At 31.8% G+C, this 26998-nt stretch carries 29 protein-coding genes; 12 read left to right on the top strand and 17 right to left on the bottom strand.

Annotated features, from left to right (window positions below):
• The first annotated feature begins 51 nt into the window (after window positions 1-51).
• The 3 genes from tagH (at window position 52) to HMPREF3154_RS07910 (ending at window position 2653) form a co-directional block, all read left to right on the top strand.
• The gene (gene tagH / locus HMPREF3154_RS07920; protein ID WP_002433506.1) at window positions 52-846 is read left to right on the top strand and encodes a teichoic acids export ABC transporter ATP-binding subunit TagH; all 795 of its coding nucleotides are present in this window, start codon (window positions 52-54) and stop codon (window positions 844-846) included.
• 204 nt (window positions 847-1050) lie between these two features.
• On the top strand, window positions 1051-1410 hold the full coding sequence (locus HMPREF3154_RS07915; protein WP_030059007.1) for a Na-translocating system protein MpsC family protein: 360 nt from the start codon (window positions 1051-1053) through the stop codon (window positions 1408-1410).
• 217 nt (window positions 1411-1627) lie between these two features.
• On the top strand, window positions 1628-2653 hold the full coding sequence (locus HMPREF3154_RS07910) for an NAD-dependent formate dehydrogenase (RefSeq protein WP_002433219.1): 1026 nt from the start codon (window positions 1628-1630) through the stop codon (window positions 2651-2653).
• A 444-nt stretch (window positions 2654-3097) separates the two neighbouring features.
• Here HMPREF3154_RS07910 and tarA read toward each other — a convergent pair whose 3' ends face one another.
• The gene (tarA, locus tag HMPREF3154_RS07905; protein ID WP_002433311.1) at window positions 3098-3859 is read right to left on the bottom strand and encodes an N-acetylglucosaminyldiphosphoundecaprenol N-acetyl-beta-D-mannosaminyltransferase TarA; all 762 of its coding nucleotides are present in this window, start codon (window positions 3857-3859) and stop codon (window positions 3098-3100) included.
• A 228-nt stretch (window positions 3860-4087) separates the two neighbouring features.
• Here tarA and HMPREF3154_RS07900 point away from each other — a divergent pair, with 228 nt between their 5' ends.
• Window positions 4088-4834: a M50 family metallopeptidase gene (locus tag HMPREF3154_RS07900; RefSeq protein ID WP_030059004.1), complete on the top strand. Its 747-nt coding sequence runs from the start codon at window positions 4088-4090 to the stop codon at window positions 4832-4834.
• A 52-nt stretch (window positions 4835-4886) separates the two neighbouring features.
• On the opposite strand, the gene HMPREF3154_RS07895 is transcribed toward HMPREF3154_RS07900, so the two are convergent.
• Window positions 4887-5534 carry a metal-dependent transcriptional regulator gene (locus HMPREF3154_RS07895; protein ID WP_002433449.1) on the bottom strand — a complete coding sequence of 216 codons (648 nt, stop codon included), beginning with the start codon at window positions 5532-5534 and terminating at the stop codon, window positions 4887-4889.
• A gap of 120 nt (window positions 5535-5654) precedes the next feature.
• Between HMPREF3154_RS07895 and HMPREF3154_RS07890 the strand changes: the two genes are divergently transcribed.
• The 3 genes from HMPREF3154_RS07890 to mntC are packed head-to-tail and all read left to right on the top strand — an operon-like array spanning window position 5655 to window position 8170.
• On the top strand, window positions 5655-6407 hold the full coding sequence (locus HMPREF3154_RS07890) for a metal ABC transporter ATP-binding protein (RefSeq protein WP_030059002.1): 753 nt from the start codon (window positions 5655-5657) through the stop codon (window positions 6405-6407).
• Window positions 6408-7244: a metal ABC transporter permease gene (locus tag HMPREF3154_RS07885; protein WP_002433425.1), complete on the top strand. Its 837-nt coding sequence runs from the start codon at window positions 6408-6410 to the stop codon at window positions 7242-7244. It begins immediately after the preceding gene.
• Complete coding sequence (gene mntC / locus HMPREF3154_RS07880) at window positions 7241-8170, top strand: manganese ABC transporter substrate-binding lipoprotein MntC (RefSeq protein ID WP_030058999.1); 930 nt, start codon at window positions 7241-7243, stop codon at window positions 8168-8170. The genes HMPREF3154_RS07885 and mntC overlap by 4 nt, the downstream gene beginning before the upstream one ends.
• 608 nt (window positions 8171-8778) lie before the next feature.
• Here mntC and HMPREF3154_RS07875 read toward each other — a convergent pair.
• From HMPREF3154_RS07875 to HMPREF3154_RS07835, 9 genes are all read right to left on the bottom strand, one after another.
• Entirely contained in the window at window positions 8779-10818 is a 2040-nt protein-coding gene (locus tag HMPREF3154_RS07875; RefSeq protein WP_002452630.1) for a cation:proton antiporter, read from the bottom strand.
• A 488-nt stretch (window positions 10819-11306) separates the two neighbouring features.
• The gene (mnhG2, locus tag HMPREF3154_RS07870) at window positions 11307-11777 is read right to left on the bottom strand and encodes a Na+/H+ antiporter Mnh2 subunit G (RefSeq protein ID WP_002433481.1); all 471 of its coding nucleotides are present in this window, start codon (window positions 11775-11777) and stop codon (window positions 11307-11309) included.
• Window positions 11752-12054 (bottom strand): Na+/H+ antiporter Mnh2 subunit F, encoded by a 303-nt coding sequence (gene mnhF2, locus HMPREF3154_RS07865; protein ID WP_002433104.1) that lies wholly within the window; start codon window positions 12052-12054, stop codon window positions 11752-11754. Before mnhF2 ends, mnhG2 begins: the two co-directional genes overlap by 26 nt.
• Window positions 12051-12533, bottom strand: a complete 483-nt coding sequence (gene mnhE2 / locus HMPREF3154_RS07860) for a Na+/H+ antiporter Mnh2 subunit E (RefSeq protein WP_016898376.1) — start codon at window positions 12531-12533, stop codon at window positions 12051-12053. Before mnhE2 ends, mnhF2 begins: the two co-directional genes overlap by 4 nt.
• On the bottom strand, window positions 12534-14033 hold the full coding sequence (gene mnhD2, locus HMPREF3154_RS07855; protein ID WP_023350719.1) for a Na+/H+ antiporter Mnh2 subunit D: 1500 nt from the start codon (window positions 14031-14033) through the stop codon (window positions 12534-12536). It abuts the gene before it with no gap.
• Window positions 14023-14367 carry a Na+/H+ antiporter Mnh2 subunit C gene (gene mnhC2, locus HMPREF3154_RS07850; RefSeq protein ID WP_002452627.1) on the bottom strand — a complete coding sequence of 115 codons (345 nt, stop codon included), beginning with the start codon at window positions 14365-14367 and terminating at the stop codon, window positions 14023-14025. Before mnhC2 ends, mnhD2 begins: the two co-directional genes overlap by 11 nt.
• Window positions 14364-14789, bottom strand: a complete 426-nt coding sequence (mnhB2, locus tag HMPREF3154_RS07845) for a Na+/H+ antiporter Mnh2 subunit B (protein ID WP_002433258.1) — start codon at window positions 14787-14789, stop codon at window positions 14364-14366. The genes mnhC2 and mnhB2 overlap by 4 nt, the downstream gene beginning before the upstream one ends.
• Window positions 14776-17178 carry a Na+/H+ antiporter Mnh2 subunit A gene (gene mnhA2 / locus HMPREF3154_RS07840; protein ID WP_030058985.1) on the bottom strand — a complete coding sequence of 801 codons (2403 nt, stop codon included), beginning with the start codon at window positions 17176-17178 and terminating at the stop codon, window positions 14776-14778. The genes mnhB2 and mnhA2 overlap by 14 nt, the downstream gene beginning before the upstream one ends.
• A gap of 26 nt (window positions 17179-17204) precedes the next feature.
• Window positions 17205-17762 (bottom strand): tyrosine-type recombinase/integrase, encoded by a 558-nt coding sequence (locus tag HMPREF3154_RS07835; protein WP_030058983.1) that lies wholly within the window; start codon window positions 17760-17762, stop codon window positions 17205-17207.
• A 138-nt stretch (window positions 17763-17900) separates the two neighbouring features.
• Between HMPREF3154_RS07835 and HMPREF3154_RS07830 the strand changes: the two genes are divergently transcribed.
• The 5 genes from HMPREF3154_RS07830 (at window position 17901) to sarA (ending at window position 21461) form a co-directional block, all read left to right on the top strand.
• Window positions 17901-18107, top strand: a complete 207-nt coding sequence (locus HMPREF3154_RS07830; RefSeq protein ID WP_023350722.1) for a sigS mRNA-stabilizing protein SroA — start codon at window positions 17901-17903, stop codon at window positions 18105-18107.
• A gap of 14 nt (window positions 18108-18121) precedes the next feature.
• Window positions 18122-18346, top strand: coding sequence for a DUF2922 domain-containing protein (locus HMPREF3154_RS07825; RefSeq protein WP_002433204.1), 225 nt, complete (start codon window positions 18122-18124; stop codon window positions 18344-18346).
• A 221-nt stretch (window positions 18347-18567) separates the two neighbouring features.
• Entirely contained in the window at window positions 18568-19497 is a 930-nt protein-coding gene (locus HMPREF3154_RS07820; protein ID WP_030058978.1) for a DMT family transporter, read from the top strand.
• A 231-nt stretch (window positions 19498-19728) separates the two neighbouring features.
• A complete protein-coding gene (locus HMPREF3154_RS07815) occupies window positions 19729-20685 on the top strand; it encodes an RND family efflux transporter (protein WP_070474587.1) in 957 nt (318 codons plus the stop codon).
• 401 nt (window positions 20686-21086) lie between these two features.
• On the top strand, window positions 21087-21461 hold the full coding sequence (gene sarA / locus HMPREF3154_RS07810) for a global transcriptional regulator SarA (protein WP_002433479.1): 375 nt from the start codon (window positions 21087-21089) through the stop codon (window positions 21459-21461).
• Between the two features lie 210 nt (window positions 21462-21671).
• Here the strand turns inward: sarA and HMPREF3154_RS07805 are convergent, their stop codons facing one another.
• The 6 genes from HMPREF3154_RS07805 to HMPREF3154_RS07780 all read right to left on the bottom strand — a co-directional run bounded on the left by HMPREF3154_RS07805 (window position 21672) and on the right by HMPREF3154_RS07780 (window position 26947).
• Window positions 21672-22466 (bottom strand): alpha/beta fold hydrolase, encoded by a 795-nt coding sequence (locus tag HMPREF3154_RS07805; protein ID WP_002452550.1) that lies wholly within the window; start codon window positions 22464-22466, stop codon window positions 21672-21674.
• A 248-nt stretch (window positions 22467-22714) separates the two neighbouring features.
• The gene (locus tag HMPREF3154_RS07800; protein ID WP_002433107.1) at window positions 22715-23431 is read right to left on the bottom strand and encodes a cation diffusion facilitator family transporter; all 717 of its coding nucleotides are present in this window, start codon (window positions 23429-23431) and stop codon (window positions 22715-22717) included.
• Between the two features lie 285 nt (window positions 23432-23716).
• Window positions 23717-24226, bottom strand: coding sequence for an SA0570 family protein (locus HMPREF3154_RS07795; RefSeq protein ID WP_002433432.1), 510 nt, complete (start codon window positions 24224-24226; stop codon window positions 23717-23719).
• A gap of 204 nt (window positions 24227-24430) precedes the next feature.
• Complete coding sequence (locus HMPREF3154_RS07790; RefSeq protein ID WP_002433355.1) at window positions 24431-25237, bottom strand: alpha/beta fold hydrolase; 807 nt, start codon at window positions 25235-25237, stop codon at window positions 24431-24433.
• A complete protein-coding gene (locus HMPREF3154_RS07785; protein ID WP_002433179.1) occupies window positions 25215-25943 on the bottom strand; it encodes an HAD family hydrolase in 729 nt (242 codons plus the stop codon). The genes HMPREF3154_RS07790 and HMPREF3154_RS07785 overlap by 23 nt, the downstream gene beginning before the upstream one ends.
• A gap of 53 nt (window positions 25944-25996) precedes the next feature.
• Entirely contained in the window at window positions 25997-26947 is a 951-nt protein-coding gene (locus HMPREF3154_RS07780; protein ID WP_070474614.1) for a FecCD family ABC transporter permease, read from the bottom strand.
• Between the last annotated feature and the right edge of the window lie 51 nt (window positions 26948-26998).

Below are 26998 nucleotides of genomic sequence, written 5' to 3'. Positions count from 1 at the left end.
GATGTGTTGTATATTATAATCTATATAAATGTATATAAGGAAGGTACTAAAATGAGCGTTTCGGTAAATATTGAAAATGTAACTAAAGAATACCGTATATATAGAAATAATAAAGATCGAATTAAAGATGCTTTAATCCCTAAAAATAAAAATAAAACATTTTTCGCTTTAGATGGTGTTTCACTTACAGCACATGAAGGCGACGTCATAGGTCTAGTAGGAATTAACGGTTCCGGAAAGTCTACCTTAAGTAACATGATAGGCGGCTCACTTTCCCCTTCCTCTGGAGAAATTGAACGACATGGTGATGTCAGTGTAATTGCAATTAATGCAGGTTTAAACGGTCAACTAACAGGAGTAGAAAACATTGAATTTAAAATGTTGTGTATGGGGTTTAAACGTAAAGAAATCAAAGAGTTAATGCCTAAAATCATTGATTTTAGTGAATTAGGTGAATTCATCTATCAACCAGTGAAAAAATATTCCAGTGGTATGCGTGCTAAATTAGGATTTTCAATTAATGTAACTGTTAATCCAGATATTTTGGTTATTGACGAAGCGCTTTCTGTAGGAGATCAAACATTTACTCAAAAATGTTTAGATAAAATTTATGAATTTAAAGAAGCGAAAAAAACTATTTTCTTTGTTAGCCATAATCTCCGCCAAGTCAGAGAATTCTGTACAAAAATTGCTTGGATTGAAGGTGGCAAATTAAAAGAATTTGGTGAACTTGATGATGTATTACCAAAATACGAAGAATTCTTAAAGGACTTCAAGAAGAAATCTAAAGCACAACAAAAAGCCTTTAGAAGCGAATTAGATGAATCACGTTTTGTTATTAAATAAGCAAATATCATACTAAACTGTCACAATAAACGTTGTTGACAGTTTTTATGTGCTTTTAAATTAAAGATTTAAAACATTGCAACTCTCATATGATAATTATTTTCAATTAATTTGAGCTTAACCCTTTTCAAAAAGTAGAAGTAGTATTATGATGGAATTAAGAGATACACAAAGTTGTCACAACTGAAACGTAAATTAAAGAGGGTGAAAGAGATAGTAGCTAATAAGAAAACCCAACAATTTGCGAATTTAGTACGTTCTTACCGTAAATCATATATTGGTAAAGGCCCCGAACAAGTTAAAGTCTTTTTTAAAGATAACTGGGCAATTTGTCATATGACAGGTAGTTTAAGTAAAGTTGAAAACTTTTATTTGAGAAATAAAGATTTTCAGAGTATGCTTAAATATGGACGTACTGAAGAAATTAAAGAATTATATAAACAAAAACCTCCAGTTGAAATGGAGGAACTTGTTGGAGCAAATTTCGTAAAACTTTTTACAGATGTTAATTTAGAAGACGACGAAGTTGTTTCAATCTTCGTTTTTGATAAATCAATTGAATAACAAATAATATAGTAATAATACTATGGGATTGGTGTAAGGTACTCAGTGCTGTTTGCTAACCCACTTACATTTTAAATGCTTATGAGAATTCATACATTTAAGGAGGTGGTTTAGACAAATAGGCTGAGTATTTTTTTATAAACGTTATAAGTGCTCTCATCATAGAATAGCTAGAACTTTTACTAGATAAAATTCTAAATTTAGGAGTGTATAGAGTATGAAAATTGTAGCATTATTCCCAGAAACTGAAGAAGGTTTAGACAATCAATTATTAAATACAGATAAAGCCATCGGTCTTAGAGATTTCTTAAAAGATTCAGACCATGAATTAGTTATCTTGAAAAATGGTGAAGAAGACTTAGATAAACACTTAAGCGATATGGATATTGTGATTAGTGCACCATTCTATCCTGCTTATATGACTAAAGAAAGAATCGAGAAAGCACCAAACTTAAAATTAGCAATCACTGCAGGTGTTGGTTCTGATCATGTTGATTTAGATGCAGCAAGTAAAAATGATGTCGGTGTAGTAGAAGTAACAGGTAGTAATACTGTAAGTGTAGCTGAACATGCCGTAATGGACTTACTTATTGTATTACGTAACTTTATGGAAGGACACCGTCAATCAGTCGAAGGAGAATGGGACTTATCTAAAGTCGGTAACCAAGCTCGCGAACTTCAAAACAAAACAATCGGTATCTTTGGTTTCGGTCGTATTGGTCAATTAGTTGCTGAACGCTTAAAACCATTTAACGTAACTATCCAACACTATGATCCAATCAATCAAAAAGATAACGAAAACTCAAGATTCGTTGAATTCGAAGAACTTGTGAAAACAAGTGATGCAATTACGATTCATGCACCATTAACACCTTCTACTGATAATTTATTTAATGAAGATGTATTAAATAAAATGAAAAAAGGTAGTTATTTAGTTAATACAGCTCGTGGTAAAATCGTCAACACTCAAGCATTAGTCAACGCTGTTAATAGTGGTCAAATTCAAGGTTATGCCGGCGACGTATGGTACCCACAACCAGCACCAGCTGACCATCCTTGGAGAACAATGCCTAGAAATGGTATGACTATTCATTATTCAGGTATGACTTTAGAATCTCAAAAACGTATTGAAGATGGTGTCAAAGATATTCTAAATCGTTTCTTTAATAATGAACCTTTCCAAGATAAAGATGTTATCGTTTCAAGCGGAAAAATTTCAAGCTCAAGCTATACTGCTAAATAATAGCACTTTAATACGTTTAATTAGATTTTAAAAAAAACTTTATTCAAATCACTCAACTATTTAAATCATGACAACCCTAAGTATAGTTTAATGAACGATGATATAACTTAAAGAGACTTCGCTATGAAAAGCGCCATTCTCGACTTAATAGCGTACATGTACTCTTTGATAGCTTCAGTAGATGTCTTATGGCGAGTTAATCAACGTTATACCTTTCCCAAAATCAAAAATGTTATCAGCCATGTAAGATCCCTGTTCGCTTACAAAAGACATTGAAAGAGCTTTTTCTTACCCTTGATATTACAGAATTAAATTAAATAATCTCAATTATTTTCTACCCCTTCCCCTGAGAAATAATTGAGTTGTTAAATCCCTAAAATTATTGTTATCCCTGTTCAAATAGAAAGCGAGAGGTGGCCTCCCTGAACCATCTCTCGCTTTATCTTATTTATCAGTTTTGTTTTTTCTTTTTTGCTTAGATACTTTTATCATAAATTTTGGTATACTCATCATTCTGCCTATACGCTTCCAATCTATAAGCAAACGATATACCCATTCAATATTCAGCTTTTGAAACAATTTTGGGGCACGCTTTTTCGCCCCACTTAAAACTTCAAATGAGCCACCTACGCCCATCATAACAGTTTGATTAAATTTGGAATTATGTTTATGAATCCATTCCTCTTGTTTCGGGAATCCCATTCCAACAAAAATGTAGTCAGGATTAAAACTAGTTATTCTTTTGACCACCGTTTCATCCTCTAGATTAATATATCCATGATGGTAAGCGAACGTCACATTAGAATATTTTAAGTGTAATTTACGTTCAGCCGCTTCGATAATTTCATTTTTTGAACCAAGTAAATACACACGCTGATGATTTGCATGAGCTATTTTCAAACATTCTTCAAGCAACTCAATCCCTGGCACTCGACGTCTCAGAGGTTGATTTAATCGCTTTGATGCTTTAACCACTCCAGTTCCATCAGCTACAACATAATCCGAACTATTAATTAAATCCATATACGAAGGATGTTCAGTTGCATAAACAACAATTTCAGGATTAGCCGTTACTATAAATAAATTACTTTCAGTTTTATTTTCGAAAAATGATTTGATATTCTCAATCATTTCCAACATCGTAGTATTATTGAATTTTACGCCCAGCACGTTGACTTTACTGTTATTAAATTGCTCGTTATTCATCAAATTTGCCCCACTTCACTTCGTGTAGTCATTTATTAATTAAAATTAAATATAGAAGTATTAATAGTACTATGCTTAAAAATGTACCGTCTATTTTACCACATCCAAAATTAAACAAGAAATCTTTAATCCTTAAATTACATCTAAAGTCTAAAGGCTAATTCCTGCTTTGTCATTTATAATATTAAATAAATGAACATATTTAAATTTATTTATTCGAGGTTAATCATGTCCTATCTAGAGAACTTTTTCACAACAGTTATTCATTTAAATATTTATCTCATCATTGCCATTGGAATAATATATATCTTTATTCATCAAAACAGACATAACGGTATCATTCGATTTCTAGATGTCTATTTGAACTATATACCAGTTTTAACTCATGAGTTTGGTCATGTATTATTTAATCGTCTTGCAGGTGGACGAGCTAAAGATCTAGTTATCGTTACAAGTCCCACTGAAAGACAAACAACATTACAACAAGGCTATGCTATCACTCAATCTAAAGGTTATTTGGGTCAATTCATAACCACAATTGGGGGTTACTTAATGCCACCCATCATGTTTTTAATTGGATTAGTGGCTGCGCATTTTGAACATCCAAGTATTTTTCTAGTCACATATCTCTTGATTTTTATTTATTTTTTAATATTAACCTCTCGAAAACTATCACCTATTTTTGTCATTCTGTTAATCAGTATACTCTTATACTTTTTAGTCCAGCATAACCATACAATGATGGTGTATGACATCGTCTCGTTAAGTTATCATCTTATTTTAGGCGTTTTACTAGGTGAAATTATTCAATCTTCATGGACAATATTTAATCTTACCTTCCAACGACCTAAGCCAAGTTGGGACGGCAGTGCTTTAACTGATATCACTAAAGTACCTACAATCATTTATAGTACGATATGGATTGCCTTCAACCTCTATACGATCTATTTACTCATTAAATACACGATTTTATAAAAAAGCTTAAGCTCTTAATGATTCAAAGAACGCTCATTAAGAACTTAAGCTTTTATTGTTTTTCGGCAAAAATATTCATTGCATTTTCATAACTTAAAATAGTTACATTTTCATTTCGTTTAATAATAATTACTTTATTAGTATCATCTTTCGAAACGATTTCTACCGTATTGCCTATATAGATATCTTTACTTGAAAGGTATACAAGTAAGTCTGTCTTATCGCGCACTCTTCTGACTATAACATTGTCACCAGGTTCGAATTCTAAGATAGACGTTGTATAGAGTTCTTTATAATGATGGTCACGTGGAATCACGCCACCATGAGGACATGTTTTAGGAAAATTTAACGTTTTATCTAAGCGTTCCACAAACAAATCAGAAATTCGGTGTTCAAGAATTTCTGCCTCTTGATGCACCTCTTCCCAATTGTATTGCAATATTTCTATTAAAAATAATTCTAGTAAACGATGACGTTTAATAATATCAAGTGTTCGGTCTAAACCTTCTTTAGTTAAACGTGCACCTTTATAATGTTTAGTTTCTACATAACCTTCCTTTTCCAAGCGTCCTATCATTTCACTGACAGATGGGGGTTTAATATTTAGAAATTGAGATAGTTGTTTATTAGATACAAAGGATACATCGCCGTCATTCGTTAAAATTGCTTTTAAGTAATCCTCTTTTTCTTCAGTTAACATCATTTCACCTCACACGCATTCACCTTATTGTATCACGAATTCACTTGACATGTTAAAACTTCAACGTTTATTATAAAATAAATTAGGTTAGCCTAAACTTTTTATTAGGAGGTTATAATTTTGCTAAAAATTGATCAATTAAATTTATTTTTAGGGAAAAAGCATGTCCTTAAAGACGTGTCATTCTCATTACCTATATGTGGTGAAATCGTCGGCATCGTAGGTCCCAATGGAGCAGGTAAATCATCAATGCTCAAAGCTTTTATCGGGGAATTTAAAGCGACGGGAACTAGATTGTTATACGATCGCCCTATACATACTCAACTCAGATATATTACTTACATTCCTCAAAAAGCTCAATTAGATTTAGACTTCCCTATCAAAGTAGAACAAGTGGTGCTTTCAGGATGTTATCAAGACATTGGGTGGTTTAAACGTCCAGAAATTACTGAGCGAGCGAAACTCAACCAATTACTTAAAGATTTAGAATTAGATGATTTGCGTCATAGACAAATTTCAGAATTAAGTGGTGGTCAATTACAACGTGTACTTGTTGCGAGAGCATTAATGAGCGAGAGTGATATCTATTGTTTTGACGAGCCTTTTGTAGGTATTGATATCTACAGCGAAGAATTAATAATGAAAAAAATTAAGCATCTTAGACATTTAGGTAAGTTGATATTAATTGTACATCACGATTTATCAAAAGCTGAGGAGTACTTTGACCGTATTTTATTACTCAATCAATCCTTAAGATATATAGGACCACCAAAAGAAGCTTTAACTTCTGAACGATTGAATGCAACTTTCATGAATTTTGATAATGATTTATCACCACTTCAATCGTCACAGTTACAAGGGAGTGCGTGTTAAATGTTAGACTTCTTTAATCATTTACTCAGTTATCAATTTTTAAATCGTGCATTAATCACTTCTATATTAGTAGGGATTGTGTGCGGTACTGTAGGAAGTATTATCGTACTTAGAGGCCTGTCTCTAATGGGAGATGCAATGAGCCATGCGGTGTTACCAGGCGTTGCGCTATCTTTCCTATTCAATATTCCAATGTTCATCGGTGCATTAGTAACAGGTATGATTGCCAGTCTTTTTATTGGTTTTATTACTTCTAAAAGCAAGACAAAACCAGATGCAGCGATAGGTATTAGTTTTACTGCATTTCTAGCAACAGGAGTCATTATTATAAGTTTAATCAATAGTACGACAGATTTATACCATATTTTATTTGGTAATTTACTGGCTATAACCAATCAATCATTTTGGACAACTATCATTATCGGAATGAGTGTGCTAACACTTATAGTTGTATTTTATCGACCTTTAATGATATCTACTTTTGACGCAACATTTAGCCGTATGAGCGGTTTAAACACAACACTCATCCATTATTTCGTCATGCTTTTACTAGCACTTGTCACAGTTGCAAGTATTCAAACGGTCGGAATCATACTTGTAGTGGCTTTACTTATCACTCCTGCATCAACTGCATTTTTGATTAGTAAACAATTGTACAGCATGATGATTATTGCCAGTCTTATTAGTATTATCAGTTCAATTACCGGACTATATTTTAGTTATATATATAACGTCCCAAGTGGTGCTACAATCGTGATTTGTACATTTACTATTTACGTTATAACGTTAGCAATTACGAGAATGAATAACAGACAGAAAAGAGGCGCTTTAACATGAAGAAGATTTTTGCTTTAGCATTAATATTTATCATGATTCTTGCCGCGTGTGGGAATCAACATAACAAGGATCATAGCTCTACCGAAGGTAAGTTAAAAGTTGTAACAACCAACTCAATTTTATATGACATGGTCAAACATGTCGGCGGTGATAAGGTCGAAGTCCATAGTATTGTACCAGTCGGTCAAGACCCTCATGAATACGAAGTAAAACCCAAAGACATTAAAGCTTTAACTGACGCAGATGTTATTTTCTATAATGGGTTAAATCTTGAAACAGGAAATGGTTGGTTTGAAAAAGCGCTCAAACAAGCAGGCAAATCTACTAAAGACAAGAGCGTTGTTGCTACATCTAAAGATGTTACACCTATTTACTTAAACGGTGAAAATGGTAACAAGAACAAACAAGATCCACATGCTTGGTTAAGTTTAGATAACGGTATTAAATACGTTAAAACAATTCAACAAACGCTAATTCAACATGATAAACAAAATCAATCTACGTATAAAAACCACGGAAAAACTTACTTAGCTAAACTCAAAAAGTTAAATAAAGAGAGTAAAAACAAATTCAATGATATTCCTAAAGTGCATCGAGCTATGATGACTAGTGAAGGTGCATTTAAATACTTTGCTAAACAATTTAAAGTGAAGCCAGGCTATATTTGGGAAATCAATACTGAAAAGCAAGGTACACCAGGACAAATGAAACAAGCTATTCGTTTCGTTAAAGACAACCATCTCAAACATCTATTAGTTGAAACAAGTGTGGATAAAAAAGCCATGCAAAGTTTATCAGAAGAGACAAATAAGGATATCTATGGAGAAGTATTTACAGATTCTATAGGTAAAGAAGGCACTAAAGGTGATTCATACTACAAAATGATGAAATCCAACATCGAGACAATTCATGGCAGTATGAAATAACTAGAAATACACGGATGAACACGTAAGAAAGTGTAGAAGATTAATCATAAGTCATGTTCATCCGTGATAATTCTAGAACTTTTATATATTATTTTTATTTTGTAACTAGCAGTCCCATATCGTGTGTTTTTTCATTTATATTACCCTCCTATAATATAAACTACATCTTTTTTACACACGATATGGTGGTGTTAGTTAAGGGGATATTTCGCAAACTTATTTGAGCCCCACTCTCTCACGAATTACAGAGTAAATATTTTAGCGGAAATCACTCATTCTTTTTGTTGTTTTCGAGCGATAAACAATGGAAGGAAACTAACAATGTGCTACTAATCTTAACATCTCAATCAATCCTCGAGTAGTACATAACAGTTCTATTCAACTCTGAGTAGTTACTGAAGCCACAAATAATCACTTGATGTGATAGCTTCATCTATCACTAAGCTACCTCCATGGATATTCAATCCTCCCCCATGGAGACATTAGTTGCACTAATTATGTTGAGATTAGTGCAACTTTTTTTATGATGATATATGTAAAAGAGCCCTCACCACTTTATGAGTGAGGGCTCTTTTTTAGAAAGTTTATAAACAAACGTATATTTTTTATCATGTCATACTATCAACGATAACCATTTCATCATAGTTAATAGATTCTCTAAGCTTCAATGCTGTACCTTCTGTAATTTCTTCATCTTCTATTAATTCACGAAGAATTCGACGTTGTTCTCTTAAAGCATTCAACTTAATTCTAGTAATCGTATCTTCACTTTGAGAATTGAAGAAATTATTCGGAGTTAAGTTATCTATACGCATAAGATAACCATCGCATATCATACCAATCTCTAGTTTGTTATCTGTTGTTGCCTCTTTAGACAATCTACTTACTACATTGTAATGAACTAATTTATTTATTTTACCTAATTCAAGTAAGTTATCTGTAACACTTAAAGAAGATGCAGAATTTATTTTAGTTTTAACACGGCGTTTCAATAACATTCCTCTTAAAACAACTGTAATCCTTCTAAATAGTGACGCTTGTTTGTAGACTTGTGTACGTTCAGCATAGCGCATATAGTTTTCAAGTACACTATCTGTAATCTCACCATCATCAACAAGTTGTTCTAATGTTTTTGTTTCTACATTAAACGCAATTTTTTGAAGACGTTCTAACTCTTTAGAGTTTTCATCTTCCTTTTCAACTGTTTTAAGGAAAGTGAGTTTATCATGATATTCTTTAATCACATTTCCATAACGATAACTTGTTTCAAATGTAGATTTCTGATTTAAATAATCAATCACATGTTCCAAAATATATACTCTTGCTTCTTTGAATGTCATATTACCTAATTTCACTTTTGGTTTATTAGGCGTAACTAAAGGAAGTAATACTTGAGCAATGACCAAGCTAATGATGACCATTCCTGACGCAATAAATAATAAATCATTTCTATAATGGAATGAATGATGATTTGCCAAGTAATAAGGTAATGTTAATGCGATTGCTAGTGAAATTGTCCCGTGTACACCGCAAAGCGTCATAATAAGTGCATATAAGCTTCTCTTAGGTTTTTTCTCTGGGGCTTTATCGTCATCGTCTTTTGATATCATTTTCTGGAAAGGACTGACTGATAAATAGAAATAAGGATAAAGCACATATACCCATACAAATCTGAAGAGGTATACCGCTAAAGCGACTAGTACAGTGATAACTACTAAGAATAGTAAATTATGTGGTTCTGTCTTAATAATCTTCACAATAACCTCAGGTACTAAGAAACCTAATATTGAAAAGACAAAACCATTTAAAACATAACCTAGAATATTCCATGTGTGGTTATAACTCATTTGTAATTGTGTACGTGTTTGAGCGATACGATCTCGTTCAAATCCATGGACGAGTCCGGCTACTACAGCTGCGATAATACCTGACGCATGAAACAGTTCTGCAATGAGATATGTCACAAATGGCGTTAATAACTGTATAAATGTGAACATATTAATATTCTCAATGCCTCGTCTCATTAGAGTTAAACGAAAACGAACAAGTGCCATACCTATAAGTAAACCTACAATTGCCCCACCTATAGATGCAATTAAAAATTGTTGTACCGCATCGAAAAGTGAAAACGTACCTGTGACTAATACGCCTACAGCAATTTTAAATGAAATGATACCGGCTGCATCATTAAGTAATGATTCACCTTCAAGAATCGTCATCGCACCTTTAGGCAACACCTTACCGTTAGTGATTGCTTGAACTGCTACAGCATCTGTAGGACAGAGAATTGCTGCAATTGCAAAGGCTGCACCAATCGGTAGTTCGGGCCAAATCCAATGTACGAACAATCCTACACCAATCACTGTTGTAATAACGAGACCTAAAGCCATCATCATTACAGGTTTAATATACTTTCTTAAATGTACTCTTGAAACGTTAACCCCTTCTACAAATAATAATGGGGCAATTAATGTGACCATAAATAGTTCTGAGTCAAAGTTAAATTCAACTGGAATTGGAGTGAGGTATAAAATCATTCCAAGAACGATTTGAATAAACGCAAGAGGTACCTTTGGTATGAAAGTATGGACAAAGGAGCTTACGATAACTACTGTAGTAAAAATAAGTAAAGTTTCAAATATCTCCAAACTTTCACCTCTTTATTATTTTTTAATTGAAAATTAAGTAACCAATAGCACATATATGCCTATTTACACATTGCATATAAGAGAGATGCATCATTTGAATGATCTACATTAGAGGAAGATAACAAGAAGAAAAAAAGAGATTGCTTATTCTTATTGCTTAAATATATTAAGTATAAATTGATTATTTAGAATATTTTATCTATTTCAATGATGCATATTCCAGTTATCAGTGAAATCAAACATGAACATTTTCATTAAAGATAATCACAAATTCGTTTCATCAAACGAGAAAATGTTTATGTGTAATCTCATTGAACCAACATTTTACTACTTAATTTTACAATTATTCTTATTTATAATTTTATCATTAATTGTATCAATGCTTAAATAAATAGCTCTCTTCTCTTCCATATTCATACTTCAGTCTTATATAAAAAAAGAAAACCGTTAACATATATAGATTAACTCTTATACGTTAACGGTTATGATTAATTCTCATTGTCAAATTTTCTCTCTTTTTCACGTTCTTTATAATAAAGTTTTTCCCTACGTTGTTCTCTTAGTTTCGCACGAGATTTTAATTCTTCAGGTGAATTAAACTCATTTTGACTTAACAATATTGAAGATTGCCTAGGGACGTCATCTTTTCGGTACATATACGCACCGTTACGATAGGCAGCACGCGCTACCAAATGCATTCCAACAGGAGAAGTAAGGTTGATGAAAACCAATGATAAAAGTAAACGAACGCTAAAGAATCCTTGATTGACCGTAAAATATATTAAGACACCAATAATAGTTAATAATACTGATAAAGTTGAACTCTTTGTAGAGGCGTGACTACGTAAAAAAACGTCTTGGAACTTTACAATACCAATCGCACTAATCAATGCAATGATACTTCCTAAAAATATAAATATCGCTGAGATGAGACTAACGATTTCTTTTGTTATTTCCATTAAAGACTCGACCTCCTCCGATAAATCTAGAAATAGATACCGAACTAACAAATGAAATAATGGCAATGAGCATAATTGAGTCTAGGAACGAAACCGAATTATATACGACACTCAACACACCAACTATAGACATTACAACTGCACTTGTCGCATCAAATGAGACCACTCTATCAGCTGTTGTTGGTCCTTTAATTAATCTGAAAAGGCACACGAGTAAAGCAACACCAAATATAATTAATGCACTTATAATTAAACATTGTGTGATTAACGTTATCATCGTGTCACCTCCAAAATTAAATCTTCATACTGTTTAATACTTCTTAAAAGATTTTGCTTGTCTTTTTCAGAAACATCAATACTATGGATAAAGAACTTATTCGTATCTTTAGAAATGCGAATCACTGTTGAACCCGGAGTGATAATGATTAAAATAGTTAAAAATGTAATTGCCCAATCATTCTTTAGAGAAGTCTCATAAGAAAGTAAACCAGGATTCATTTCTTTAGTTTTAAACAGAATATAATTAATCGTACTAATACTTGATGTTAATAGTTGATAGAGATATATTGCTAAAAATTTAATCGCTACCCATATCTTTTTGAGATAAAATTCTTCACCAAAGAACCTATGAAGGATATAGATGACAATTAAACCAATTAAAAATCCTGAGAAGAAGGTTGTAAATTTAAATTCATCCTCGTCTTGGAATAAAACCCAAAGGAACGCGATGACAATATTAAGTACGACTTGTTTCATCTATTTTTCAACCTCCTTCAAATGCGAATTAACATTCTCTTGGAAAACATGTTCTTTCATATTGAGGTTTGTAGCATTATCAGTCACTTTTAAGACAACTGGTGCAGCAATACCCATAGCAAGTACAACGGCAACTAGAATACCAAGAATACCTTTACGATGAGGAGGAATCTCTTTGAATTTGACCTCTTCACCATCAGTATCGCCAAAGTACATTACAAACATGACTCTAAACAGACTATACATCGCTAGAAGACTAGTCAGAATCATTAAAGCAAGACCAATATAATTACCGTTTTGAATCGCACCTTGGAATATAAGCACCTTACCTGGGAAACCACTAAACGGAGGTACACCACCTATTGCAAATACCATCACAATAAATGCAACACCAAAGAAGGGTTCCCTTTTGGCTAAACCACTTAAATACTGATAATTTCTAAAGCCAGAAATATAAACAAGACTACCTATAATAAAGAAAAGTAACGTTTTAACGATAATATCATTTGATAAATAGAAAATTGCACCATTCACTCCAGCATGTGTATGAGATCCTAATCCTAGGATAATAAAACCAATCGATAATATAACTTGATAAGCAGCAATTTTCTTAATATCTTTATAAGCGATTACACCAAATGCACCGATTAGCATCGTAATACATGACATAAAAACGAGTAATGGATGTGTGATACCAGGATGATGATCAAATAATAAGGTGAAGAAGCGGATTAACGCGTATGCGCCGACCTTTGTCATCAACGCTGCAAATAAAGCTGCAAGTTCTGTATTGAGCACAGCATAAGCTTTAGGCAACCACATAAATATCACTAAAGCAGCTTTAGAACTAAAAGCGACTAAAAAGACGAGTGAGATAATCGTGATAGTTTGATTACTTTCCATATGGTTCAAGCGTGATGCAATATGAGAGAAATTTAAGGTACCAACAGTCTTATATAACATACCGATACCTAATAAAAACAACCATGAGCCAATAATGTTAAGTACTACATAAATAATGGCAGCACGTAACTGTTCAACTGATTGGCCTAATGTTACAAGCACAAATGACGCGAGTAACATAATCTCAAACATAACGTATAAGTTAAATAAATCTGAGGTTAAAAATGAACCTATTACACCAACAGTAAGTAATAAGATAAAAGTTGGTAAATGGAAAAGATTTACACGCTTTTCACCTCGACCAAATCCATAAGCCATAATTAGCGTCACAACAAATGACGATACTGTAACCATGAGTAAGCTTAGTGAATCGCCAAGGAATTGAATACCAAATGGTGCTTTCCAACCACCAAAATCTAATGTGATTGGCTTATGGTTCACAACATAGATAAGCAATGCTAAAGAAATTAAAGTCGAAACAATCATAGTCGTAATTGAGAGTATTTTCGATGTTTGATTTTTATTTTTTATAAAAACTAGAATCAAAGCACATAAAAAAGGAAGAAGCATTGGCATAATCAATAAGTTACTCATCATCTTCTTCACCCCTCAATGCACTAATTTCATACTCTTTCGTCACGCGATATGTTCGGTAAATTAATACGAGTAAGAATGCAGTCATACCAAATCCAATTACAATCGCAGTAAGTACAATGGCTTGTAATAATGGATCTACAAAATTCGAATGATTATTTTGAATTAATGGTTCAGACATATGTGGACCATATTTGCCCATACTCATAATAATTAAATTACCTGCATGAGTATAAATAGAAATACCAATAACAATACGTATTAAATTAATGGATAGAATCATGTACGTTCCTATAAATACTAAAAATCCTATCACTAGTAAAAGTATCAAGTTCATGACTTACCACCACTTATTGACAACATAACTGTCACAATAACACCTACCACTGTAAGTAATACGCCTAATTCAAATAACGTTACAGTCGTAACGTGCACATGTCCTAATAATGGAAAGGCCACATTAGCTTCAGTTTGGTATAAGATTGGTTTACCAAAGAACATAGGAACTACTGCCGTACACACAGATACTAATGATCCAATAATCATTAATTTCTTAAAATCTATAGGTAAACTAATCAATACTTCTTTAACATCAAAGGCAAGGAACATAAGGATAAAAGCTGAACTAAAGATAAGGCCGCCAATAAATCCACCACCTGGATTATTATGTCCTGCAAAGAAAACATAAAATCCAAATGTTAATAGAATGAAAACAACAATCTTAGTGACCGTTTTTAATACCACATCATTCTCTTTCATCTTGTCCCCTCCTATCTTTGTAATTAAGTAGTGTGTAGATACCTAAACCTGCAATGATTAATACTAATCCTTCAAATAAAGTATCTAACGCTCTGAAATCACCTAATATAGCATTAACAATATTTTTGCCACCTGTTAATTTATAGGCATCTTCATAGAATTTTGAAATCGATGGCATACCATCCGCTTGCTGAGCGATAAAAATTAGAGAAACAACAGAAACAGCCATTATAAGTGAAACTACAATTTTAAGCGTCTCCTTCTTCAAGTTTGCTTTTGCTCTTGGAATATTTGGTAATCTTGAAAAGCTCACGATAAACAATATCGTCGTAATGGTTTCAACCACTAATTGTGTGAGAGCTAAATCAGGTGCCTTCATTGCAATGAAGTAAAGCGTCACTGCAAACCCGATAATACCGTTTAAAATAACCATCGTTAAGCGTTGACGTATAAATATAAGAGAAATACCGATGATTACTGTAACGATTGATAAGATAATCTCGAGCGGTCCAAAAGATGAAACATGTAAATCATGAACTTTAGGGAAACCAACCGAAAGATAGCCATATGCAATAATTGCTACAAATATGAGTAACGTAATCATAATATAATAATTGAGTTTAGCACTCATTAAGCTTCTTATTCCATAACCTGAATAAGATTCAAACTCTCTATAAACACGTCGATAAGTATCTGTGATTGAAGCTTGTTTAATCATTCGATGTGTCAATGATTTCCAATTTATAGCAAGTGCTAAAATAATTCCTGACACAATAACGATGACACTTAATATTAATGGAAGGTTGATACCGTGCCATTGTGAAATGTGAGGTGCTACGCTGTCTACTTGAGTTCCAACACCAGATACCGATCTTAATGCAGGTATAAGTATATTATGTCCGAAAACGTTAGGTATAAAGAATACAATTGGTATAAGTACCATAAGAATCATAGCAGGTAAACTAAACAACCATGGTTCGTGAATACTTTTCTTAGTAAACTTTTCAGTATTAAATTGTCCCCAAAATGTTTCTTTAACCATGTAAAGTGCATAAGTAAAAGTAAAAATACTTGCTATCACACCTAATGCAACAACTATGATAGTAAGGCTAATTCCAAACTGATCTAGTTCAATAGCTTTTACAAGTGAATCAAAGAACATTTCTTTACTAAGGAAACCATTTAAAAATGGGACCCCTGCCATAGAAAGAGCAGCTAGCAACATAACAATGTGCATCTTAGGAAAGACATGACGCATCCCATTGAGTGAACGAATGTCTCTCGTACCTGACTCGTGGTCAATAATACCAACACCCATGAACAATGCACATTTAAAAACAGCATGGTTCATCAAATGAAATAAGCCAGCAAAAAGGACTAATGCGTAAAACTCTGACAAATGATCTGAGGTATGTTGTGCATAGCCCCCACCTATACCTACCATAGACATAATCATACCGAGTTGACTGATAGTAGAATAAGCTAAAATGCCTTTAATATCATATTGTCGTAATGCGGTAAGCGAACCAAAAAGCATGGTTATAAGTCCTACAAACGTAACAATATATACATATATATCACTTAGTCCTAATAATGGCGTAAACCTAAACAGTAAGAATATACCAGCTTTAACCATAGTCGCTGAATGAAGATATGCACTCACTGGCGTAGGTGCAGCCATCGCTTTCGGTAACCATATATGAAATGGAAATTGAGCTGATTTTGTAAATGCTCCCAATAATAGCATGAGCATCATTGGGATATACAATGGATGCTTCTCAATCGCATGACGTTGAGCTAGTATTTCTGAGATATTATTTGTACCGGTAATGATGTATAACATAATAAAACCAGTTAATAACGCTAATCCACCAAATACGGTAATCATAAATGATTGAATAGCCCCGAGTTGACTATTACCATTGTTATACCAATAAGAGATAAGCAAGAAAGAAGACACACTCGTTAATTCCCAGAAAACATACATTAATATGGTGTTATTCGCAATAACGATGCCAATCATACTAAACATAAATAATAATAAATAGACAAAAAATCTAGGCAGATTATCAGTTTGAGGTGATAAGTATTGTGTAGCATAGAAAAATACACCTACACCTATAAGAGAGATAATCAAACCAAACATTAAACTTAATCCATCTAATTTCATATCTAAATTGATATCTATTGAAGACATCCATGGAATATGAATAGAAGTGAAATGATGGTGATAGACATTTGGTATTTGTGTAATGAAATAAAAAGATGAAATGATGGGCGCTAGTAACGACAAGTAACCAGCATATTTTTTAAGTATTTGATGACTCAAAGTGAGTAAAACTAGAATCATCACAACTATTAGCACGCCCAAAAGGTACATCAGACTCATTTAAAGCCTCCTTTAAATATATTTTTTTATAAGTTGAGTGCAATCACAGTTTGATGAATCGATTTATCTTGAATCCCAATAAATTTTATAGTTTCTTGAGTTGTTTGATGTCCCAAATATTTCTGAATAATTGAGATTGAAATGCCTGCTTGATAGGCATGATAGGCAAACGTCTTTCTTAATGTAGTCAGTCCAATATGTTTCATACCTAATTGTTCAGCAGCACGATTTATTATTCTATAAGCTTGTTGTCTTGAAAGACATTGATGCGTCCTCGTAGATTGAAAAATAAGTTCTTCATCTTCCAATTTACAATCCTCTATGTAAAGTTTTAATTCGTTTCGCAATTCAGATGGCAACTTAATTTTAATAGTTGGCTCATCATCTATTATCCAAGATGTTTTTATATTCCCTATTTCAGAAGTTTTAAGGTACTTTACTTTCATATTTAACAAATCTGTCAGTTTAATTCCTGTATGAATTGCGAACTTAAAAAACAAATAATCCCTCTGTGACCGTGCTTGTAATACTTGATACATTTGATGAATCTCTTCTTTATATTTAATTGGGTCTACTTGATTCATACGTCCTCCTTATTAAGGTTTCTCATTTAATGATATATGATATTTAAGTTACATCAAAAATTTCTGCCTGAAATTTAGAAATAAAGTGACCTTTTTTTCATTTTCAAACGATATATAAAGTGAAAGGAGGTGCTAAAGATGAATGAAATTAATCAAGTGACTGCACTCTTTACACAAGTTAAACATGACTCTGAAGGGAAAGTAGTCGAACATAAACGTCGTTTCTCTAACTTAAATCCATCTACGTCTAATGATCAAATAAGAACTTTCAGTAACATTATTGAGCGTTTAACTGGAGAAAAGTACGACAAAGTTGAAGTCACAAAGACAGAAGCATTAATCTAAGGAGGAGTAGGAATATGTCAAAAACGTTAGAACTCATCTTTAAAACGAGTTTAGACAAGCCAGTAAAATTACAGTTAACAAAATTTGACGCTGTTTTGACAGAACAATTAGTTAAAGAAAGTATGAATCAAATTTTAGAATTAGGCATTTTAAAATCAAATGTAGGTAAACCTGTCAAAGCTTATTCAGCTCAAATCATTGATAAGAATACGACTATCCTTTTCGAAGATAAAAAATAAAAAGTCATAGGGAGAATTGTTTCTTACTAACAAGTACATCATTAATGAGAGAAAAAAAGAATCATTAGTGATGTTTTTTATTACTATTATATGCATTATACATATATATTCTTAAACTAGAAAATTAAAATGTACCATAATACATAATCAAACATTCTATTTAGATTCAAGTATATGAGTGGTATCATATTATTATTAATTCGAGAAAGTGGGTATCACAAATGATATTCTTATACCTCTTAGGTATATTTGTGGGAATGTTGCTTCCTATTCAAACCTCAGTTAACTCAAGGTTAAGTCAATTTACACGTTCATCATTTTACGCCTCAACCATCTCTTTTGCGGTAGGAACGTTATGTTTATTAATCCTTAACCTTATTATTAATCCACATGTATTTACAACCTCATTCTTCTCAGGACAGACATTTAACTATACATGGTTTGTTGGAGGATTACTGGGCGTTATATTTTTAACAGGAAACCTATTATTATTACCTAGATTAGGTGCTGCGCTTACAGTAGTCATCACTGTAACAGGACAAATACTTATGGGTGTAGTCATAGATACATTTGGATTATTTGGTGCTTCACAACAACAATTTACATTTTTTAAAGCAATTGGGATTATTTTTTTAATCTTCGGTATTCTTTTAATGAATTACGTCCCGAATCGTAAAATCCATCATAAAACCAATTCAAACTTCATCTTATGGTTAGCGATTGGACTCGTATTTGGCTCGGCACCACCGATCCAAACTACAATTAATAGCGCACTTGCTCAACAGACACATTCTTCAATCTTTGCGTCTTTAGTATCATTTACGATAGGTACGACAGCTTTATTCATTTTAACTTTACTTTTTAATCGCACTTTAAAAATTAGAATTACACATGATGTGCTTGGACGCATTAAGCCTGTCTACTTTATCGGTGGTATGTTAGGCATGGCTTTTGTTACTGCTAATATTATCCTTATGCCTTTTTTAGGTGCTGCGCTCACAACGATTGTCGCAATGCTAGGCCAAATGATTATGGGAATTATAATAGACCATTTTGGTTTAATGGGCTCTCCTAAAAATAAAATTACAGCACGTAAAGTGTGTGGGTTAATATGTATTGCAATCGGAATTATTCTATTACGTTTATTTTAAAGTCTACCTTATATCATTCTTTTAAATTAATCTTTATCTTATTAAAATTCTAAGCTCTACAGGTAGAGCTTAGAATTTCTTTATTTTTGAAGTGAATAAATAACCTTTTTTCAATTATTGTAAAAATTAGAAAGAATGAAAGAGTTATCTTTTGATTATAGGTAAAAAACTATTTAGAAATAAATTAATATTGTATAATATTTTTATCATAACATCATGAGGTGAACATCTATGAATAATAAGCGCATTATTCTTATACTATTAATTCTAGTTTTAGTTCTTACAAGTTTAGGTTTTGGTTATCATACTTATTCGAAAATACGATCAGATGATAATAATTTAAAGTCTACTCAAATCATTAAAGCTCAGCCTAAACGGTTACTTACCGCGGATGGCATTCAAACTCCTTTCCAAAGCTACTCTATCTACTTCAATCCTTCACAAGGACAAATCAGCCGCTTCTTAGTTAAACATCAAGATAAAATATCCGCCAAAAGACCGATTTTTGAATATTATAATTACGAAAAGGACCAAGAATTTAAAACACTTAAAGGTGTTCTTAATCAAATTCAACTCCCCAATCATATACCTTCATATTTAAAAAACAATCCTTTCTTAACCTCACCGTTACTGTATTCTCAGCTTCTTCAAACTCAAAATTATATTCATACAACCCACTTCTCTCCTATTAATGGAAGGGTCTCTATCACCAATCGTTACCCTTCAAAAGCAACTGATAAGATAATGCAAATTGATAGCGAGGAAAAGGTTATTCATGCTAATATATCAGAATCTGATATAAATTTATTAAAAATAAATCAAAATATTTCTGTAACTACTCGTGATAAAATTCAATTCATTAGTAAAGTGAAAGAAATTGCAACAGTACCAACTAAGGTGAAAAATAATACTTCTTATTACCAAGTAGTATTAACTACCAAAGCTAAGTATCCTATCGGCACACATTTTAAAGTAACTTTAATGTCTAATGATATCGAGCTACCACAAAAAAGTATTATAGATAACAAATTTATTTTAGTAATGAATAATAAAAAAATTGTAAAAAGAGAAATAAAATATAAAAAATCTTCTAAAAGTGGGTATATCACTATAACAAGTGGTTTAGCTCTTAATGAGAATGTAATTAAGCATCCTACTAATAAAATGGTAAGCGCTTTTAGTCATTAAAAGTTGAAAATAACATTTCAAAATGTTTACTTTTCAGCATTATTTTTATTAAATTTAGAAAAATTATAAATATTTGTAATATTTTTGAATAAGGCAAATGCTATTTTACTAATTCAATCATAATGTACAAACAATAATTAGTTTTATAAACACTTATTTGTTTACTTCTTATTTTTATTTAGTTATAATTAACTAAATAATATAGCATTAAATATATTTCTTAAAATTTTATTTAATACTAAATTATGGCAGACACTTCGTATTTTTTCAAAAAAATAGATACAAATTAATAAATTCGGGTAGAGTATTCATATAGATCTTAATTTAATAACATACAAAACTTGCTGAGTCATGTTATATGGGTCTTTAATGTTTACGCTATAAATAGGGAGGTTTCAATAATGGCTATTTCAAAAATTAATGACTGCTTTGAATTATTAGCTATGGTCACTTATGCTGACAGATTAAAAAGTATTATTAAGAAAGAATTCTCAATCAGTTTTGAAGAATTCGCTGTTTTAACTTATATTAGTCAAAATAAAGAGGAAGAATATTATCTTAAAGATATTATTAACCACTTAAATTATAAACAGCCTCAAGTGGTAAAAGCTGTTAAAAACTTATCTCAAGAGGATTACTTCAATAAAAAACGTAACGAACACGATGAAAGAACAGTTTTAATCTTAGTTAACTCTAAACAACGTAAAAAAATTGACGAGCTATTAAAACGAGTTAACAAACGAATCACTGAAGCGAACGACGATAACGAAGTTTAATATGAAATTTGACGAGAGTAAGATAGAAATCTGATTCTTAGGGTTTCATAATCTTACTCTCTTTTTGTGGGGATATATATTTGAAAATACAATGTGTCTGACACAAATAATAAAAGGCGACCAAATATAATTTTGATCGCCTTTTTTGATATATATTTATGAAATGTAATACTAAATACTTATTTTAAATAATTTTAAATATAGTGAAAGTTATGCATTTTCCTCTAACTTAATAAAATCTAAGTAAATATCTAAAAACTTATCTGGTTCTTCTATATGTGGTGCATGTCCTGATTCATCAAAGATGTACTTTTTAATATTTTCAAAGTAACTATCAATACGAAAATGTGTTTTATCCATGATTAATGGATCATGTTTACCATTAACTAAAAGTGTTGGCACAGTTACTTTATGATGAACGTCCTTAATCATATCAACATGATTTAATAATGCCCTAACAGCAATTGCACTATCTTCAGGTGTCGGTCTACTATATAACTTCTGACGTTGATACCACTTCATAGTATTGTCTTGTTGTTTAAATAATTTAGGAAATAAAATAATCATTGCCTCTGCTTTATTAAAACCAGCAATTTCTTCTTGATTATCAACCATGAGTTTTGTGAATCCGTGAGTGATATCTTCCCTCTTAGCAGAGATTATTGTTAGTGAAATTGTTCTGTACTGATATGTTTCAGTGAACTCTCTTCCAATTATGCCCCCCATGTCATGTCCTAGAATATGTGCTGAACTCACATTTAATGCATCCATTAAATGACTTAAGTCCTCAACATGATCTTTTAAATCATAAGATTCTGATCGTGAGGATTTACCATGTCCTCTCACATCATAAGTTATCACTCTATGTGTTTGCTTGAGTTCATTTTTCAAATCCTGAAAGCCTGCTGAGTTACCGTCTAATCCATGAATTAAAATAATGGGGATGCCTTCTCCTTCATCACTATAAGCAAGTTCAATTTGATTGCAAGTTTGAATTTTATTCATACTGGCACCTCCCTTTAATAATTGTTATACCCAATTCGAATCATCGTTACGCCTTTAATTCAATGAACGAAGAATTAAATTATGATTCAATTAAATTAATTATTTAAAACAGAATCACTCTTATTCTTCAGTTTTTTAACGTGCATTCAACTTATTCTGACGAATTTTAAAACATAAAAAAAGCCTTACATATAGTTAACTTAAACAACTATATATAAGACTTCATCGAATTTAAGATTAAGGAAAATCTACGATCTCGTTCTCGCTGATAGTTTAATTGTATAAAAAATAATGAGTACCACTAATAATATCCAAATTGCTAACGAGAAAAATTGTGCAATTTCAGGATTTGTAATCATAGCATCTATCGTCTTCTGACAAAATAATAAACCAATTCCTGAAAATTCTAAGCGCTTAAAGAATATACCAATTAGACCCAAAATGATTCCAACAAAGAATACAAATTGATGTCCATAAATATTGATTGGTATAATCGCCCAATTAAAATGAAAACCTTGCATAATGACAAGAATTAAAGCGATGATAGCAATCACAATGCCTACCCACATCTCATATTTATTACTATATAGATAATTTTTCCTAGCTATCCTAGTATAGAGAATAATCGTGATAGGGAAAATCACAATACAATAAAATAAACTTATTCCAGTAATCGCTTGGAACTGTACATACTGTTTATCATATAAATAAGAAATAAGTATAAAATTAATGATAAAAAAGATGACGGGATTGAGTTGTAAAGCAAATAGATTACGTTGAATCGTTAATATAATTTGTGCTGGGGATTTACCTCTATATTCAATATAATCTTGATCTTTTTCTTCTGATTTTTTGATATCTGATCTGAATTTTTCTTTAATATCATCTATTAGATTTGGTGACATGCCTTTATGGCTAAAATAATCATTAATGTTTTCAAGCAATACTTTATCATTAGTACGCATGCATGATTAACTCCTTCTACATACAATCTTGATGCTAATACGAATTAAGCAATAAATTAAACTATTAATTTTCAGTTTAAAATTTTACCATACTCTACGCAATATTTCTCAAACCCCATATTAAACTTTAACTATCTTTAAATCAATGGACATAGTAAAAGGAGCAAAAGTGAAACGTCAATTTTAAAAATTTCATTTCATCTTTTTGCTCCCTATTCATATCTAATATAAAGTTATTCATACTTTAGAAATTAATTTCAAAAATTTTATATCGCCATTATTCTCTTATTTAGATAAATCAATGCGATAAAGTTTTACATTTTTATCTTTAGGTGAATTTGAACTAAATTGATAACTAGCTTTACCATTTTGGATGTAACCAAAGTTACCAGTTACTCTATTATAATGTACGCGACTTACCGCTTTGTTACCAAATTCATTTTTTACAGATTTATAAGATGGACCGTTAGCTTGATTGTAAGTCATAGACACACGAGTTACATGACCTCTATCTTTTTTACCATCTGCAGTTACAAGTAAGACACCTTTATGTGTTCTAAACTCATAATAATGTTCTGTTCCTTGTTGATTATATGAATAAATTGGATGACTATATTTATTTAATACGCTTTTAATTGAATCGCCGATTTTAACATTTTCTAATGATTGATCACCTTGAGTAATTTGTTGAACTGTTTGCATTGAGTTTCCAGATGCTGCTTCAGCGTGATGACCAGCGCTTACTCCTGTTAAAACTAATCCAGAAACAAGTAATGATGTCATTAGCTTTTTCATAAGCACTCTCTCCTTTATTTCAATATCTCTATTTTGTGCTTAACTTGATTATACTACATATATTACTAAAATAACAATAATATTACAAAAACATTACAAATAAATATTTTTACGCTTACTTTATTTCTATAAAATGAAAAAATTGAACTAATGTTAGTTATATTTACCAACTTTTAGTTCAATTTAATCGTCTTTATGTGATTTTTATTCTTTTTTATGGGAAAAATGATCTTTAATAAATGGAGTAATTTCAGTGATGAATTGTTCTTGTTCTTCAACAAATGGATATAAACTTGATTGAGCGTACACATTGAACTGACTGTGTTCAATTAAGTCAGCGACTTCTTTCGCTTCTAAAGTTGTTGTTCTTTCGCCATATTCTCCTGCAATAATTAACGTAGGAGCATGGACTTGTTTAAATACCTCTGAGATTTCTACAGTTTTAAATACATCTTCAACAGCTTGCGTTTCTTCTTTCGTAGATACTGAATTAGTATCTTCAACATGCTTTAAGAATTTATTCATTTTACGCGGTTTATAATATTTACGTTTATTTAAAAACTTGTCTTGCTTTTCATCATCCCAGTTTCTAATCGTGTGTGCATACTTTCTGAATAATCGTTCTTCGGGTAGCTCTCCTTCAATAGATGTCGGATTAACTAATATTATTGAAGATACATAGTCTTCATATCTTACAGAGATATCTGAAGCTACTATTGCTCCCATTTCGTGACCAACAAACGCTGCATGATCAATATAAATATAATCTAAGAGTGCTATCACATCATCAGCAAATTCATGAAACTCAATATTTCTTGGCTTATCAGAATAACCATGACCTCTTAAATCAATAAGCACAACTTGAAAAGATTTCGCTAACGCCTTAGCCACATCATTAAATACTGAATAATTATCATAAGCTGTATGAATCAGTACAACAGGAAAGCCTTCACCCATTGTATTATAATGAATTGTCGTTCCATCTTTACTAGTAAATAAATCCATTGCCATTGCGTTCTTCTCCTTCTGGTTCAAAATTTTCAGGTAGAATAGTTAACAATTCTTCTATCGTAGTAATTGTAAAATCTACTTCTTCTTCAAGTGGTTCTAATTCCGCATCCTCTTGTTTATACCATACACTTACCATACCCATTGCTCGAGCGGGCGCAACATCGTTAAGTGCGTCGTCTCCAACATACATAATTTCACTGGGTTCTACATCGAGTTGTTCTATCATATCCTCAAATATTTTTGGATGAGGTTTGCGATATCCAACAGTTTCTGAGGTCGTTAGGTAATTAATAACATGCATAATACCTAGAGAATGTAATCTAAATTGCTTAATTTTGGATTTCCCGTTAGCGATAACGCCAATCTTATAATCATGGCTCGATAACTTTTCCAAGGTATATAACGTATCATAATAAGGAAAGACATAACGGTAAAAATGCATCTCAAAGTCATGAAACAAATCTTTCCAAGTTAATCGATCAATATGAAATTGTTTAATAATTTGTTTATACAATTCAGGTTTATCATTATCTTCATCATCATCAAGCTCGATAAATTTATTCTTAAAATCGGCTAATTGAACATGAACGAAATAATCATGAAAACGTTCAAATTGCTCTTCAATAAATTTCTCACGTGATTTAACTCTATCTAACAAAGTTCCTTCTAAATCAAAGACTATTGCTTTAATATGACTCAAATCCATTTTAAGTTACCTCTTAACTTTTTAATAGTTTCTATTTTAGCAAATGAATTCACTTATCGTAATACCTTAGTTTGTGTAAAAAGAATATAAAATAAAACTGGAACGCCTAATAATGCCATAATAATACTTGCAGGTATTTGAACTGGTTGTATCATCGTTCCGCCTATAAAATCTGCCACGACCATCACTGTGCTACCGACAATAAGATTAAGTACCATCTGCGTTCCTAGCTCATATTGCCAATAAAAACGTCTTAGTAATTGAGGTACGATCATACCTATAAAGCCTATAATCCCTACATATGCAACTACTACTGCAGTTATCATAGATGACACTGCCAACACAATGAACATAACATTTTGAACATTAAGACCTAAAGATTGGCTTTTTAACTCACCGACTTGCAGTAGTTTAATGCCATTTTTCATTGAAAATAAAATGACCATAGCAACTATCATTGTTAAAGCAATGATAATGACATCGTGGTACTCTGCCGAAGCAAAACCACCGAACAAGTAATTAGCTATTGAATTCATTTTCCGTGGATTAATTAAAACTAACATATACAGAAGTGCATTGAATAAGGCACCAATCATTAAACCTAATATGATGAGCACACGTATAGGATAACCACGTGACAATATCACTGTTAGGCCAAGTACGAGTACAAGTGTAATCAAACTGAATGCTATAGAGAAAAAAGGCACCCATAGAAAACTTAACCCGAGAAATAGTGCCAGTCCGGAGCCTAAAGAAGTACCACTTGCTAAGCCTAGTGTAAAACTATCAGCTAATGGATTATTCAAAATGGTTTGAAACATATGCCCAGCTATAGTGAGTGTCGCACCAGTAAGCATAGCTTCAAGAACTCTAGGAAGTCTTACCTTTAATAAAATAGTTTGATTAAATGCATCATTAAGGCTTCCTAAGTCCCACCATAAACTGACTAAAACACTAATTAATAGAATGATTAACCATATGACTATACTTCGAATTCTTTTCATCATAATCTCTTTTCTCATTTTTCTTTATACATATAGTAACAAAATCATATT

It is taken from the genome of Staphylococcus sp. HMSC06C11 (assembly GCF_001808345.1).
Classification (GTDB): Bacteria; Bacillota; Bacilli; order Staphylococcales; family Staphylococcaceae; genus Staphylococcus; species Staphylococcus capitis.
This window is presented reverse-complemented; position numbering and strand designations above follow the sequence as displayed.

What these genes read in the sequence shown, in the direction of transcription:
- tagH (WP_002433506.1), top strand. Translation starts at nt 52, where the DNA reads ATGAGCGTTTCGGTAAATATTGAAAATGTAACTAAAGAATACCGTATA.
- HMPREF3154_RS07910 (WP_002433219.1), top strand. Translation starts at nt 1,628, where the DNA reads ATGAAAATTGTAGCATTATTCCCAGAAACTGAAGAAGGTTTAGACAAT.
- tarA (WP_002433311.1), bottom strand. Translation starts at nt 3,859, where the DNA reads ATGAATAACGAGCAATTTAATAACAGTAAAGTCAACGTGCTGGGCGTA.
- HMPREF3154_RS07900 (WP_030059004.1), top strand. Translation starts at nt 4,088, where the DNA reads ATGTCCTATCTAGAGAACTTTTTCACAACAGTTATTCATTTAAATATT.
- HMPREF3154_RS07895 (WP_002433449.1), bottom strand. Translation starts at nt 5,534, where the DNA reads ATGTTAACTGAAGAAAAAGAGGATTACTTAAAAGCAATTTTAACGAAT.
- HMPREF3154_RS07885 (WP_002433425.1), top strand. Translation starts at nt 6,408, where the DNA reads ATGTTAGACTTCTTTAATCATTTACTCAGTTATCAATTTTTAAATCGT.
- mntC (WP_030058999.1), top strand. Translation starts at nt 7,241, where the DNA reads ATGAAGAAGATTTTTGCTTTAGCATTAATATTTATCATGATTCTTGCC.
- mnhG2 (WP_002433481.1), bottom strand. Translation starts at nt 11,777, where the DNA reads ATGGAAATAACAAAAGAAATCGTTAGTCTCATCTCAGCGATATTTATA.
- mnhF2 (WP_002433104.1), bottom strand. Translation starts at nt 12,054, where the DNA reads ATGATAACGTTAATCACACAATGTTTAATTATAAGTGCATTAATTATA.
- mnhE2 (WP_016898376.1), bottom strand. Translation starts at nt 12,533, where the DNA reads ATGAAACAAGTCGTACTTAATATTGTCATCGCGTTCCTTTGGGTTTTA.
- mnhD2 (WP_023350719.1), bottom strand. Translation starts at nt 14,033, where the DNA reads ATGATGAGTAACTTATTGATTATGCCAATGCTTCTTCCTTTTTTATGT.
- mnhC2 (WP_002452627.1), bottom strand. Translation starts at nt 14,367, where the DNA reads ATGAACTTGATACTTTTACTAGTGATAGGATTTTTAGTATTTATAGGA.
- mnhB2 (WP_002433258.1), bottom strand. Translation starts at nt 14,789, where the DNA reads ATGAAAGAGAATGATGTGGTATTAAAAACGGTCACTAAGATTGTTGTT.
- mnhA2 (WP_030058985.1), bottom strand. Translation starts at nt 17,178, where the DNA reads ATGAGTCTGATGTACCTTTTGGGCGTGCTAATAGTTGTGATGATTCTA.
- HMPREF3154_RS07835 (WP_030058983.1), bottom strand. Translation starts at nt 17,762, where the DNA reads ATGAATCAAGTAGACCCAATTAAATATAAAGAAGAGATTCATCAAATG.
- HMPREF3154_RS07830 (WP_023350722.1), top strand. Translation starts at nt 17,901, where the DNA reads ATGAATGAAATTAATCAAGTGACTGCACTCTTTACACAAGTTAAACAT.
- HMPREF3154_RS07825 (WP_002433204.1), top strand. Translation starts at nt 18,122, where the DNA reads ATGTCAAAAACGTTAGAACTCATCTTTAAAACGAGTTTAGACAAGCCA.
- HMPREF3154_RS07820 (WP_030058978.1), top strand. Translation starts at nt 18,568, where the DNA reads ATGATATTCTTATACCTCTTAGGTATATTTGTGGGAATGTTGCTTCCT.
- HMPREF3154_RS07815 (WP_070474587.1), top strand. Translation starts at nt 19,729, where the DNA reads ATGAATAATAAGCGCATTATTCTTATACTATTAATTCTAGTTTTAGTT.
- sarA (WP_002433479.1), top strand. Translation starts at nt 21,087, where the DNA reads ATGGCTATTTCAAAAATTAATGACTGCTTTGAATTATTAGCTATGGTC.
- HMPREF3154_RS07805 (WP_002452550.1), bottom strand. Translation starts at nt 22,466, where the DNA reads ATGAATAAAATTCAAACTTGCAATCAAATTGAACTTGCTTATAGTGAT.
- HMPREF3154_RS07800 (WP_002433107.1), bottom strand. Translation starts at nt 23,431, where the DNA reads ATGCGTACTAATGATAAAGTATTGCTTGAAAACATTAATGATTATTTT.
- HMPREF3154_RS07795 (WP_002433432.1), bottom strand. Translation starts at nt 24,226, where the DNA reads ATGAAAAAGCTAATGACATCATTACTTGTTTCTGGATTAGTTTTAACA.
- HMPREF3154_RS07790 (WP_002433355.1), bottom strand. Translation starts at nt 25,237, where the DNA reads ATGGCAATGGATTTATTTACTAGTAAAGATGGAACGACAATTCATTAT.
- HMPREF3154_RS07785 (WP_002433179.1), bottom strand. Translation starts at nt 25,943, where the DNA reads ATGGATTTGAGTCATATTAAAGCAATAGTCTTTGATTTAGAAGGAACT.
- HMPREF3154_RS07780 (WP_070474614.1), bottom strand. Translation starts at nt 26,947, where the DNA reads ATGAAAAGAATTCGAAGTATAGTCATATGGTTAATCATTCTATTAATT.